The following is a 13,968-nucleotide window of genomic DNA, read 5'->3' as shown; positions in this document are numbered from 1 at the left end:
GTAACTAAACAAAAAAGCTTTACCTAATCAGCAGGTAAAGCTTTTTTGATGTCCAGGCCCCGGATTAATCATTTGGATATGGAATGTAAACGAAACTGGTGAAAGCCCCATCCATGACAAACAAACAACAAAATTCATCCGGGTCTTTGTATGCTTTTTGGAAGTCAGGAAGTGCTTCTTCAGAGATCAATTTTCGCTGGACAAACTCATCCACGTAGGTCATGAAGTAATTCCAGTCCAGTCCTTTTTCCTCTTTGCCGACAAAGATTTTCCCTATTGGCTGCATCTCTTTGGAAATGGGGAAAATTGGATAATCAGAGAATTTACGGGTTCGGATCTGATAGGAGGCTTCCTTTAATGCGTCAGATATTTTTATAAAATCACTGGTAATTGTCCCCAGATATTTTCCACTCAGTTCGGGATCATTGAAATCTGAAATCATGATTTTAAAGTTAAGAGTACGACATTTTCTACATGGTAAGTCTGTGGAAACATGTCCACGGGCTGCACTTTATCGACTTTGTATTTTTCGCCCAGAAGAGCTACATCCCTGGCCTGGGTGGCGGGATTACAGGATACGTACACGATCTTGGGAGCATTTAGGCGCAAAAGCATTTGCACTACTTTCTCATCCATTCCTGCTCTTGGAGGATCGGTAATGATTAAGTCAGGGGCAGCATGATTTGCGATGAATTCATCGTTCAGCATATCCTTCATATCTCCTGCGTAGAAGAGCGTATTGTCTAGTCCGTTGATTTGCGAGTTGAGTTTTGCATCTTCAATTGCCGCGGGGACATATTCGATTCCTATTACCTGCTTCGCTTGCTTTGCTATGAAATTGGCGATTGTTCCGGTTCCCGTATAGAGATCATAGACTACTTCATCACCTTTCAGACCGGCAAAGTCCCTTGCGACTTTATATAATTCGTAAGCCTGCTCTGAATTGGTCTGATAGAAAGATTTTGGTCCGATCCGGAATTTCAGACTTTCCATTTCTTCTTCGATGTAATCTTTTCCTGCAAAAGTGACCAACTCCAGATCGTGGAAGGTTTCGTTTCCCTTGGTATTGATTACATAAAGCAGGGAAGTGATAGCGGGAAATTTATCATGCAAAAAACCCATCACCTGTAGGATTTCTTCAGGATTATTCTCACCGAACTGCGCAATGACCATCACCTGATCCGTGCTGGTGGTTCGGATAATCAGGTTTCGAAGAAGTCCCACCTGATTCCTTATATCATAAAAACTGAGTTTGTTTTCCAAAGCAAATGCCCGGAGTTCATTTCTGATTTCATTTGATATATTTCCCTGCAGATAGCAGTGGTCCACATCGATGATTTTGTCAAACATCTTTGGAATGTGGAATCCCAGGGCATTTCTGTCAAAATCCTCACCTGACCGGATTTGATCCAGCGTCAACCACTTTTTATTGGAGAATGTGAAATCTAGCTTATTTCTATAATAGCGGGTTTTTTCTGAACCCAAGGTTGGCATCACTTCAGGCATTTCCACTTTGGCGATCCGCTGAAACTGATCCACAACCTGCTGGCGTTTGTATGTTTTCTGCAGATCATAATTGATGTGCTGCCACTTACAGCCGCCACATGTGCCAAAATGCGAGCAAAAAGGATCTATCCTTTCCTTGGAATATGCATGGAATTTTACTGGTTCTCCCTCCATGAAGGAGCTTTTTCCCTTCGTAATCCGTACATCTACCACATCTCCAGGCGCAACTCCTGTTACAAAAACCACTTTTTCCTCATGATGTCCCAGGCATTTTCCCTCCGAGGCAATCCGCTCGATGAGTAAGTTGGTAATCACTTTGTTCTTCATTTTTCGCGACATGGGCGCAAAATTAGGGAAATTTGCTTTTAATAGGGAATCTCTCAGCTAACTTGAAATTTATATCGTTTGTAAAATTGTCCTTTGCTAGAAATATTATTCAAGTAGAAAACTTTAAAATTGAAATTTAGGTTTAGAAAAGGTTGAGCATGAAAGAGCCCCATAGATTGAATCAGTGAAGTAAATTAATCTGGTTGCTTTTTTGATGTCCTAACCCAAATTATAGAAATCACTAATTCAGTATCTTTGTACAGTAAAATGAAACAAGATAGCTTAAAAGATAAAGTTGTAATCATAACAGGGGCTACTTCGGGAATAGGAGAGTCATGCGCGCGTATTTTTGGCATGGCAGGAGCAAAAATTGTAATTACAGGCAGGAGTCAAGAAAAGTTGGATGCCAGCAAGGCAAAATTAGAAGCAGAGCGGATAGACGTTTTGGCGATTTTGGCTGATGCAAGTATAGTGGATGACAATAGGAGGATGGCGGAAACAGTTCTGGCAAAATTTGGCAAGATTGATATTCTGATAAATAATGCAGGGATTTCTATGCGGGCCTTGTTTGAAAATCTTGATTTCGAGGTTTTTCATAAGGTGATGGAGACTAACTTTTGGGGGACAGTCTATGCGACTAAGTTTTGCCTGCCCTCAATAGTAGAGAATAAAGGCACCGTTATAGGGATTTCTTCCATCAATGGATTCCGAGGTACTCCGGCCAGGACTGCCTACACAGCCAGCAAATATGCCATGAATGGTTTCTTTGAATCACTAAGGACTGAAGTGATGAAGAAAGGGGTGCATGTGTTGGTGGCATGCCCGGGATTTACTGCCTCAAATATCCGCAAGAATGCCCTTACTGCGCATGGATCTTCGCAGGGAGAATCGCCTCGGGATGAATCAAAGATGATGAGTTCTGACGAGGTGGCTGAGGAGATTTTGTCTGCTACTCTGAAGAGGAAGCGTGATCTGGTTTTGACAACTCAGGGTAAGCTTTTGGTTTTTTTGAATAAATGGATGCCTGGTAGGTTGGATCATATCGTCTATAATCAAATGGCAAAGGAAAAAGACTCACCTTTTCACTAAATGCCTGAATCAATCTTTCAGACTTACCGAAATCGATTGGTTGACCTTTCTTCCAAAAACAGGTCACTTTATTTGCCAAAGTCCGAAGGTTTTGGTGTGGTGGATCTGAAAGAACTAGATTTTTTAAATGGTGAAAACAGTTTTGAAATCATCAGGAAGGCCCTTTTTTCCAAGAAGTCAATTTTCTTGATTCCAGAATCAGACCCCCGGATTGCTGATGTCAACACCTTTTCGAAGATATTTTCCCGACTTTCCTTCCGTGAGCAACTTATCAATGAAGAAACGGGTGAGCAGGCTTTGTTTTTAGGATGGCCATTTGTAGAAGGCAAGTTAATCAATGGACAGGTTACAAGAGCGCCATTACTGCTTTTGGGGGTAAAAATGAAAGTGGAGGATGGACAATGGTTGCTCACTAAGACCGATGAATGGCAATGGAATCCCGCTTTTCTATTAGCGTATAGCCATGCCTATGGCAAAAACCAAAATACGGATGTTTTGAACCAGGCTTTGCAGGAATTGGCTGCGGATGCGACTGAATTCAGAACTGGGCTTTTAAAGCTTCTTAATGATAATTTTTCAATTCAGCTAAGTTCATCGCTGTTCGAAGATCAACTCACTCAATTTCCGGTTTCTCAGCTGAGCGTAGATTCCAATCTATTCCAGGATGGAAAATTGACATTAAGAAGTTATGCATTATTAGGTTTATTTGCTCAAAAAGGTAGTTTTCTGTATTCCGATTACGAAAATATGGAAAAGAGATTTGGGAGTTTGGGCTTAGAAGAACTATTTAGCCGACACTTTGGGAGCTGCGAAAACCTGCCAATTCCCAGAGAAGAGCAGCTTTTTCCTGTTTTCCCATTGGACGCTTCCCAAGAAAATATCCTGTTGAAAGTCCGGCAAGGAAAAAGCCTCGTTGTCGAAGGCCCTCCGGGTACAGGAAAATCTCAACTGATTGCGAATCTGGTTTCGGACTATTGCTCAAGGGGTAAAAAAGTGTTGGTAGTTTCTCAAAAGCGTGCGGCATTGGATGTGGTTTTTGAGCGCTTATCAACTGCTGGCTTTGGGGATTTTCTGGGGCTGGTACATGATTTTCGTACAGATCAAAAAGTTCTCTTTCAAAAGATCAAAGCTCAGGTAGAGTCCATAGAAGCTTATCAAAAGCTTAACAGAGGAGTTGATTCCATTCAATTGGAAAGGGAAATCTCTCAATATTCAAAGACAATCTCCAGGCTTTCCGAAAAATTTGAGGGATTTCGAACTGCACTTTTTGATGCTGAAGAAGCAGGTGTTCCCATTAAAGCAATGTACCTAAATGCGGATTTGAAGAAGCCTTTTTTTGAGCATTCGGAATTTATAAAGCTAGATTATCAGAAAGCCCTGGCTTTTGAAAGTGATTTTAAAGTTTTCCATGCTTACCAGTCTCAGTTTAAATCGACTTTTTGGGAAAGTCGTGTTTCCTTTGCACATTTCGAACCAACGGTTTTTCCAAGAATTTCACAGGCTTTAAAGGAAGTTTCAGAGTTTAGAACACGTTCAAAAGCTGAAAACTTTGAAATGTTGGCCCAGTTGGTTCTGACCAAGCAGGGCTTCAGGGATGAGCTAGAGGATATAACATCTTCTTTGAATCAATTGGAAAGGCAAGATTTGGCAATTTCGGCTGTTTTTGATTCAAACTTTTTTTCCAGTCTTACCAAAGTCCAGAAGTGGCTTTTAACCGCCATCGGAAAGCTTGGGAAGCAGTCATTTAAAATTAGTACTAGTTCGGAAAATCTCTCCAAACTGGAAATTGAGTTGGATTTATTGCACGTCAAAGCGAATTCTTGGTTAGGCAAAATTCAGGTAAATCTGAGTAAAAGTAATTTTCCATTGACTTTTGAAATACTTAATAAGGCGGATCTGACGTTTAATGCCAATTCTATTGCTGATATCCGGTCTGAAGTGGAGGTTTTAAAGGTGTTGAACAAGGAACTTATCGAGCTTCCAAGTCTTGAGGGATTGGAGTTTACGGGGCTTTCGGTTGAAACTTTTGAAAGTCAGCTAGCTATCATGAATCCCGTTTTGGATTGGGTTTTACGATGGGAAAACGAGCAGGATATCCATTCAATTGCCAATTGGAACTTAGGAGGCCTCAAAAATCAACTCAATGAGCTAAACGAGTTTTCTAACGAGCTTATTTCCCGATTAACTAACTGGAAAGCTTATCTGAGTGATGCCCAGATTCTGGAGATTCTCGAAAATGGTTTTCGCGCAGGTGGTTCTGATTTTCAACTGAACCGGACTTTTTCTGAATTGGTTGCCTTTGACAGGTTTTTAGAATATCTGGATCCGTCTTCCAGTGCTCTTTTCGGGAAACTGGAATCTGATTTTTCGCTATCGCCTTTGGATGATCAGATTTCGGTTTTTTGGAATTCTTGGTATTTGGCGCACATTGCTAATCTGGAAGCCATGAACCCCGTCCTGGCAGAAGCCGGTAGCCTGAAAATGCAGCATGAATTGAAGGAATTGAAAACAGCGATTCTGGAAAAGCGAAAGATTTCCAAACATATGGCTTTGCTGAGACTTCAGGAGCAGGTCACAAGTGAGCTGGAATTTAACCGTTTGGGAAATCGACTGACTTATCGGGATCTGTTTCATCAGGTGAGTAAAAAAAGACAGCGCTGGCCGATCCGCAAGTTGGTGGAGGAATTTGGTGAAGAGGTTTTTCGCCTGCTTCCCTGTTGGTTTGCCAGCCCGGAGACTGTTTCGGCTTTGTTCCCGCTTGATCAGGATTTTGACCTGGTGGTTTTCGATGAAGCCTCACAATGTCAGATAGAGCGGGGATTACCCGCTATGCTTCGTGGTATGCAGGTAGTGGTGGCGGGGGATTCCAAACAGCTAAGACCGTCAGATTTCTATCAGGTGAGATGGGAATCCGATGAAGAAGGACTGGAATATGAAGCTGAATCGCTGTTGGAAATGACTGGAAATTTCTTTGAAAAAAATCAATTGAAAGGACATTACCGCTCAGCTGATCCGGCTTTGATTCATTTTTCAAATAGACACTTCTATGAAAACCACTTGGAAACTTTGCCCGATTATGCCACTGCTATGGCAGGAAATCCTGCTTTTACCTGGGAGAAGGTAGAGGGGATATGGGCAAATCAGGTAAATAAAACTGAGGTTGATGCAGTTGTTTTGAAAGTCGGATCTATTTGTGAAGCTTGCCCTGAGGATAGTATTGGGATCGTGACTGGAAATTACTTTCAGATGGAGTTGATTCGTGAAAAACTTTGGAAAACCGGGCTTCAGGATGCTAAGATCAAAGTTCGTAATATCGAAAATGTGCAAGGTGATGAGTTTGATCAAGTGATTTTGTCACTGGGTTATGCTCCTAATCCTGAAGGGAAATTGGTAACAAATTTTGGTTTGCTTGGAAAAAGCGGAGCTGAGAATCGGCTGAATGTGGCTATCACACGAGCCAGGAAGAAAATGCACGTTATCAGCAGTATTGATGTGGTGGATTTTCGTCCTAGCCAGCTTAAAAATCCCGGTTTGGCATTATTGAGAGCGTTTTTGGGTTTTGTTCAAGAGCAAAGTAAAAAACCTGGTATTTCAGCTCCAGTTGCTAAAACAGAAAATTATCAGATCGATTGGAGTTTGAAGAATAAACTGCTGAGATCTGATAGTTCTTATTCAGCAGAAACCCCTTCAGCTGTAATGGATTTGATTTTCAAAGAAAGAAGCAGGGACAAAAAGGCCATCCTTACAGATGATCAGAGATTTTTTAATGCACCTACTTCAAAGGCGGCTTTGGCCTATCATCCAATTTTACTTGAGCATAAAGGCTGGAAATGTGAATGGAAATGGAGTAGGAGCTATTTTTATATTTAGTTCATCTCATTTGAATGAGATATCATTCATTAAATTATATTTCCAGGTATAATGAATTATTTATAATTCACTAAATGTTGCTTTTTATTTATTAAAAAGAATGTTTAACGTATGATAATTCGTTCATTAATGGGTATATTTGTAGATAATAAATGATATTTAAGTCATGGACTACAATCAGTTGAGCGATAGCGCAATTCTCAATAAGCTTGGACATTTTGTGAAGCATCATCGCGTGGAGCAAAATAAGTCTCAGGAGCAGCTGGCTATTGCGGCAGGAATCAGCAGATCCACATTGAGCCTTCTGGAGCGTGGAGAAAAAGTCAATCTAATTACCTTAATACAGGTGCTGCGGGTGTTGGATAAGCTAGAATGGCTTGACGCTTTTGAGGTAAAGAAGACCATTAGTCCGATGGATTATATTAAGCTTCAAAAGAAACATGAAAGGCAGCGGGTTCGTAACTCGGATATGGCTGCGGAAAATCCTCCATCAGAATGGTAGTTGCGGCTGAAATCTGGATTTGGGATAAGCTTGCCGGGGCTGTGCTTTGGGATGAATCAGAGCAATTGGGAAGTTTTGAGTTCGATCAGGATTTCCTTAAATCAGGGCTGGATATTTCTCCGGCAAAAATGCCCTTGAGCCAGGGAGGAAGGATCTATAGATTTCCTGACTTGCGAAAATCCAGGGGCGACGCTTTTGATACATTCAAGGGACTTCCGGGTTTGCTAGCGGACATGTTGCCGGATAAATATGGAAATCAGCTGATCAATGCTTGGTTGGTCCAAAATGGCAGAATGGCCGAGAGTTTAAATCCTGTAGAACAACTCTGTTTCATAGGAAAACGTGGAGTTGGAGCTTTGGAAATCATGCCATCCCTTCGGGATGAAACCAGCAAACCCAGTTCGATTGAAATAGGCAGCTTGGTCAATATTGCTGACAAAATTCTCAATTCCAGAGCAGATTTTCAGTCAAATCTAACTGGGGAAGAACAGTCTGCATTGTCTGATATTCTTAAAATCGGTACTTCCGCTGGTGGAGCTCGTGCCAAAGCCGTAATAGCATACAACCCTAATACAGGGAAAGTCAAAAGTGGACAGGAGAAAGCCCCTCCTGGATTCTCATATTGGATTATAAAGTTTGATGGAGTTCATGATTCTCAATTCGGCACTACTCTGGGATATGGGAAAGTGGAAATGGCCTATTATCTGATGGCGTTGGAGGCAGGAATAGAAATGAATGAATGCCGGTTGTTGGAAGAAAATGGCAGGGCGCACTTTATGACCCGGCGATTTGATAGACATGAAGATGGTGAAAAGATCCACATGCAAAGCCTGTGCGGATTAAGACACTTTGATTTCAATCAGGTGGGGCAATTCAGCTACGAACAGGTGTTTGAGACGATGCGGATGCTTCGTCTATCGTATCCGGAAGCAGAGCAGATGTTCACGCGTATGGTATTCAATGTTTTGGCTAGAAACTGTGATGATCACACGAAGAATTTTGCTTTTCTAATGGATAAAGACGGCAAATGGAAGCTTTCGCAGGCCTACGATATTTGCCATGCATATCGGCCGGGAAGTATATGGGTGAGTGCGCAGTCTTTAATGGTCAATGGAAAAAGAAAAGGAATACAAAATTCTGATTTTTTAGAAGTTGCTCGTAAGATGAATATTAAAAAGCCTGAAGAAAAGATAAAGGCTGTGGTCTCAGCGGTAAAGAGATGGGAGGAATTTGCTGAGGAAGTGAAAGTAGATTCTGGATTGCGGGACAGTATCGCTTCTACACTTTTGGTGTGATATAAGGGATAGAATCAGAGGGTAATGAGTGTTTTTAGATCTTTTTCCCGATCACAAAAACAGTCTTTTCCTTGATAAGTATTGATTTCAAATGGATTGGAAGGCTCTTTTATTATTTTACTGATTCAGAATTACGCAAAGTACATGACGTAAACTGTGTGACGTAACGTAGGTCATAATCTTCAAATCAATAATAATTAAAATCGCATGTTAAAATCCAAGAGGATTGTCGGGGGAATTGGGGATTTTCAGCGAAAGATCAAGTTCCTTGTTCAGTAATTTGATGAAATGTTCTGCAAGTAGAGGCGATTCCTTTTCCACATTCTGATGAATGAAAAAATAGAGTTTTTGAAGCCCTTGGGATCTCCATTGTTTGACTCTCTTTATCCAGTCTTCAAGTCGTGTGTAATCACTTGGGTGATTGGCACCCACGTATCGTACGAAAGCGGCATCATTGGAAAGACGCATATGAAGCATATCCCTACGTGCGGCCGCATCCACGATGATATTCGAAATATCGTTTTTCTTTAGTATTTCATAGTATACATCAAAGACTTCTCCCTGGAACCATTCTTCATTTCTAACCTCGATTGCGAGTGGAACTCCTTGGGGAAAGTCTTTCACAAAACTTTCTACCCGATCTATAAATTTAGGTTTGAAATTGTCAATCATTTGCAAAAAAACCATCCCGAGCTTTTCTTCAAACATGCTGACAGAATCAGCAAATTCATCAGTCAGATTCTTGACATCATTAAGCCTACGATAATGGCTTACAGACTGGGGGATTTTTGGAAAAAACTTGAAGTCAGCAGGAGTTTTCTCTTTCCACTGCACGACCTGGTTTTTGTCAGGGGAATTATAAAAAGTCGCATTTAGCTCAATTGAATTAAACTGTCTGGAATAATAGGTCAGTTCATCTTTGGTGCCTCTCGGATAGAAGCCCTTGAGATCTGATTTGTTCCATTTGGCGCAGCCGACGTACACTTCAAAGGAATCCTCACTTTTGTATTTTTTAAGTGTCTCAGCCGTATCAGGATGATCAGGCGGTAGTGTGAAGTCGATATTCTCAGGATGATCTGTTCGGCCAAATTTCATAGTAAGTAAATTGAAGTTTCTAACCTCAAATATAACCTACTAGCCCATACACCAAAATCCCGATCAACTCTTTTGACACTATGTGCCAGATAAAGATGGAATACGGGTCTGGGAAAAGCAGCGTAGGAATATCGTATTTGGTATCATTGCTATAGTAATCTGTGGGGAAAGTTTCTGTTACTAAGCCAACCTTGTCGAAGCAAGCTTGTGCTCTTTTCATATGAAAGGCTGAAGTGATCAAAATAAATTCCTGATTTACATCTATCCCTTTTTCTTTTAAAAATTCTTTGGTAAAAAGGGCATTTTCACGTGTGTTTTTGGATTGGTCTTCAATCATAACGTCTTCGGGAGGAACTCCAGTCATCAGTAGGAAGCGCTGTAAAATTTCAGCTTCGGACTGGGGATTTACCGGATTAAGACCTTGTCCTCCCGTGATAAGGATTTTCTTTATCTTACCTTCACGATATAGTTGAAGTGCATGGGTGATGCGATCCGCACCTTTATTGAAAAAGGTGCGGTCATAAGCGGTTTTGCTGAGGTTAGTCACCCCTGTAAGCACAATCCCGTATTTACGAGTTTCAATTTTATTAAAATCTTTGAAATCAGGTTCCCAGGCAAGCATTGCTTGATTGACAATAAACTTGTTAGAAAAAAACCAGAGAAGTATCAGTCCGATCCAGAGACATCTTTTGCCCCATTTTTTCTTGATATAGAGCAATCCAAATACCCATAAAAGTGAGATGACCGTCAACGGCATTGCAAGAAAGCTCAGGAATTGGGAGAGGTAGAAAAACATAGGCTAATCGAAATCTGAAGTGGCAAAGAAAAGTGGTTTGAAGGGATTTTCCTTGTGTCTTGGAAGTTCAGCTTTTATGCAATCCAGAATTATGTGTTTTTTTGGTCAATGATGGTGATTTAAAAGTTTTGTCTAGCACAATTTTGACAAATTATAAATTTCTTTTGCGCGACTTTCCTTAAATCCATCACATAGACTTATTTTTGAGCATGAGTTCAAGCCTACTTAACCTCTTGCCTTTGCTACAGGAACTTTCTGCCCAGCTGGAAGGAACCTTGCATTTTGATACGCTAACCAAGACGCTTTATGCTACTGACGCCTCTGTTTACCGTGAAATGCCATTGGCTGTAGCCTTTCCAAAATCTGAATCAGATATCCAGAAGCTTATACTTTTCGCTTCGAAAAACGGAACGTCCTTGATTCCTCGGACTGCGGGTACTTCGCTTGCCGGGCAGTGCGTAGGAAATGGTATCGTGGTGGATGTGGCTAGGAATTTTACCAAAATCCTGGAATTCAATAAGGAAGAAAAGTGGATCCGGGTCCAGCCGGGAGTGGTACGTGACGAGCTCAACCGCTATCTGAAGCCACATGGCCTTTTCTTTAGCCCAATTACTTCCACAGCGAATCGTGCGATGATCGGAGGGATGGTGGGAAATAACTCCTGTGGCACAACTTCGATTGTGTATGGGAATACGCGTGACAAAGTCATGAAGCTGAAAACTATCCTGAGCGATGGGAATACTGTTTATTTCGAAGATTTAGACAAGAAGGGATTTGAGGGTAAATGCAAACTAGAAACTTTAGAAGGGAAGATTTACCGGCATATCTGGGATGAGCTTTCGCAGGAAGATGCCAGAAAGGAGATTCATGCCCAATTCCCGAAAAAATCCATTACCCGGAGGAATACAGGATATGCAGTTGACGAACTGCTGCCCTCTGAGGTTTTTGAGGGAGATCAAAAATTCAATTTTGGCAAACTGCTGACGGGTTCAGAAGGAACCCTGGCATTCACTACAGAGATTACACTCAGTCTTGATCTGCTTCCCGATCCTATTGAAATCGTGGTTGCTGCACATTTTGAAAGCATTCATCAGAGTATGGTTGCTTCCCAAACTGCCATGAAACACCCAGCTACTGCCGTGGAGCTGATGGATAAGATCATCTTGGACTGTACCAAAGAGAGTATAGAATATTCCAAGAACCGGTATTTTGTGGAAGGAGATCCAGAGGCTTTGCTGATGGTCGAGTTTCGTGGAAAAACCTTGGAAGAAGCCATGGCAAAGGGGGAAGCTCTAGTTTATGACCTAAAAAAATCCGGTTTGGGTTATGCTTATCCGGTCATTGAACCAGCAATGGTTTCCGCAGCTTGGGCCTTGCGTTCAGCTGGATTGGGTCTTTTGGCCAATATTCCAGGAGACCCCAAAGCCGTGGCCTGTATAGAAGATACGGCAGTGGATATAGAAGACCTGGCCGATTACATAGATGAGGTTGATGAGATGATGTTGGGCTTTAACCAAAAGCCTGTCCATTATGCCCATGCAGGTGCGGGTGAAATCCATTTGCGTCCGATTTTGGATTTGAAAAAGTCTAAAGATGTGGAGGAGTTCTACCAGATTTCCAAAGCCTCTGCTGAGTTGGTGAAGAAATACCAAGGATCCCTTTCAGGAGAACATGGTGATGGTAGGGTTCGCGCAGCCTTCATTCCAATGATGGTGGGAGAGAAGAATTATGAGCTTTTCCGTAGGATAAAATCCACGTGGGATCCACATAATGTTTTCAATCCGGGGAAAATAGTGGATGCTGCGCCGATGAATAAATTCCTTCGCTACGAGCCAGACATGGAGACCCCGACGCATCAGACGATGATGGATTTTTCCCATGTAGGCGGTATACTTCGTTTGGCCGAAAAGTGTAACGGTTCGGGTGATTGTAGGAAGTTGCCTGAGTCAGGAGGAACGATGTGTCCGAGTTTCATGGCCACACGGAATGAAAAGGATACAACCCGAGGCCGCGCGAATACACTTCGGGAATTTCTTACCATGGACAAAAAGGAAAATGCCTTCAACCATCCTGAGATCAAAGAAGCCATGGATCTGTGTCTTTCCTGCAAGGGCTGTACAGCTGAATGTCCATCCAACGTGGATATGGCGAGCATGAAAGCTGAATTCCTGTACCAGTATCAAAAGACAAATGGAATACCCCTCCGATCAAGGGCTTTTGCCTATATCAATGAACTGAATGAGTTGGGCTCTAAAACCGGTGGCTTGGCGAATTTTATGCTTAGCAACAGGTTTACAGGTGGAATGATGAAATCAGTTTTGGGCGTAGCTCCTCAGAGAAACCTTCCAGAAATCAGTAAAGTCAGCCTTCGTAAGTGGTATAAAAGAAATTATACTTCCCTTCCCGGAGCGGCAAAGGTGATCAAGTCTATTTATTTTTTTGTGGATGAGTTTACCAATTACAACGATACTGAAATCGGAATTAAAGCAATTTCACTGCTTAAGCAATTGGGGTACGAAGTGAAAATCGTAGATCATGAGGAAAGCGGACGCTCCGCTCTATCAAAGGGATTGCTTCCAAAAGCCAAGAAACATGCGGAAGCTAACGTGAGGATTTTTGGGAAATTCATCAATGGAAATACACCGTTGATCGGGCTGGAACCTTCTGCCATCTTGAGTTTCCGGGATGAATATCCAAGGATAGTTGAATCTGGATTAGTGGAAACGGCCAAGAAACTGAAATTTCATGTGAAGCTGATTGATGAGTTTTTGGCTCAGGAAATCGCGGTTGGAAATATCAAATCCGATGCATTTACCACCAAAACCCAAAAGATAAAACTTCACGGTCACTGTCATCAAAAGGCACTTTCTTCCATGACATGGACGCAAAAACTCTTGTCTTTGCCGGTGAATTATTCAGTAGAGACTATTCCAAGTGGATGCTGTGGGATGGCTGGTAGCTTTGGCTATGAGGCTGAACATTATGGAGTTTCCCAACAAGTGGGAGAGTTGGTGTTATTTCCAGCTGTTCGAAAAGCGGATGAGGAAACGATCATAGCAGCTCCTGGAACGTCCTGTAGACATCAGATTGCAGATGGTACGGGCAGAAAAGCCAAGCATCCTGTAGAGATTTTGTGGGAGGCGCTTAACCTTCCTTAGGACGGAAGGTTTTAGGTTTCATATTTTTTGATAAAGATGGCGGAATAGAGCTTGGGCTTATTGACTTTTTCTTTACCCAATGTTCAATCAATCCGAAAAATGTCGTGAGGGTTGTTTTTTGATTTGCAGAGAGAGCTAGCTAGGGCATGCCGAAAAATGCCAGGAATAGATCAAAAGCTATCATTTGTATGATTAATCCATTTTCGATATTATTCCCTCAGAGGTAAAAAGGCTTTGGTCTTCCGGCGGTCAAGTTTCGTCCGTACATTATATAATCAATGTTTGATTTGTATTAAACGAAAATTATATTGTTAAATCAATGTTTGTCAA

9 protein-coding genes are annotated in these 13,968 nt (G+C 41.8%); 5 read left to right on the top strand and 4 right to left on the bottom strand.

Going from position 1 to position 13,968, the window contains the following annotated elements; all coding sequences use genetic code 11:
- Window positions 1–64: 64 nt before the first annotated feature.
- Window positions 65–442 carry a hypothetical protein gene (locus AS141_RS08925; protein ID WP_057937312.1) on the bottom strand — a complete coding sequence of 126 codons (378 nt, stop codon included), beginning with the start codon at window positions 440–442 and terminating at the stop codon, window positions 65–67.
- On the bottom strand, window positions 439–1,845 hold the full coding sequence (gene rlmD / locus AS141_RS08920) for a 23S rRNA (uracil(1939)-C(5))-methyltransferase RlmD (protein WP_057937311.1): 1,407 nt from the start codon (window positions 1,843–1,845) through the stop codon (window positions 439–441). The genes AS141_RS08925 and rlmD overlap by 4 nt, the downstream gene beginning before the upstream one ends.
- A 255-nt stretch (window positions 1,846–2,100) precedes the next feature.
- Between rlmD and AS141_RS08915 the strand changes: the two genes are divergently transcribed.
- From AS141_RS08915 to AS141_RS08900, 4 genes are all read left to right on the top strand, one after another.
- Window positions 2,101–2,922 (top strand): SDR family oxidoreductase, encoded by an 822-nt coding sequence (locus AS141_RS08915; protein ID WP_057937310.1) that lies wholly within the window; start codon window positions 2,101–2,103, stop codon window positions 2,920–2,922.
- Complete coding sequence (locus AS141_RS08910; protein WP_057937309.1) at window positions 2,923–6,792, top strand: AAA domain-containing protein; 3,870 nt, start codon at window positions 2,923–2,925, stop codon at window positions 6,790–6,792.
- Between the two features lie 166 nt (window positions 6,793–6,958).
- Window positions 6,959–7,294: a helix-turn-helix domain-containing protein gene (locus tag AS141_RS08905; protein ID WP_057937308.1), complete on the top strand. Its 336-nt coding sequence runs from the start codon at window positions 6,959–6,961 to the stop codon at window positions 7,292–7,294.
- Window positions 7,288–8,589 carry a type II toxin-antitoxin system HipA family toxin gene (locus AS141_RS08900; protein ID WP_057937307.1) on the top strand — a complete coding sequence of 434 codons (1,302 nt, stop codon included), beginning with the start codon at window positions 7,288–7,290 and terminating at the stop codon, window positions 8,587–8,589. Before AS141_RS08905 ends, AS141_RS08900 begins: the two co-directional genes overlap by 7 nt.
- 210 nt (window positions 8,590–8,799) lie before the next feature.
- Here AS141_RS08900 and AS141_RS08895 read toward each other — a convergent pair whose 3' ends face one another.
- Both AS141_RS08895 and AS141_RS08890 read right to left on the bottom strand, forming a co-directional pair.
- Window positions 8,800–9,684, bottom strand: a complete 885-nt coding sequence (locus tag AS141_RS08895) for a DUF72 domain-containing protein (protein ID WP_057937306.1) — start codon at window positions 9,682–9,684, stop codon at window positions 8,800–8,802.
- A gap of 25 nt (window positions 9,685–9,709) precedes the next feature.
- The gene (locus AS141_RS08890) at window positions 9,710–10,480 is read right to left on the bottom strand and encodes a YdcF family protein (RefSeq protein ID WP_057937305.1); all 771 of its coding nucleotides are present in this window, start codon (window positions 10,478–10,480) and stop codon (window positions 9,710–9,712) included.
- Between the two features lie 209 nt (window positions 10,481–10,689).
- Here AS141_RS08890 and AS141_RS08885 point away from each other — a divergent pair, with 209 nt between their 5' ends.
- On the top strand, window positions 10,690–13,638 hold the full coding sequence (locus tag AS141_RS08885; protein ID WP_057937304.1) for an FAD-binding and (Fe-S)-binding domain-containing protein: 2,949 nt from the start codon (window positions 10,690–10,692) through the stop codon (window positions 13,636–13,638).
- Window positions 13,639–13,968 lie beyond the last annotated feature (330 nt).

It is taken from the genome of Algoriphagus resistens (assembly GCF_001442615.1).
Lineage (GTDB): Bacteria > Bacteroidota > Bacteroidia > Cytophagales > Cyclobacteriaceae > Algoriphagus > Algoriphagus resistens.
The sequence above is the reverse complement of the archived record's forward strand: the minus strand, read 5'-3'. Positions and strand labels throughout refer to the sequence as shown.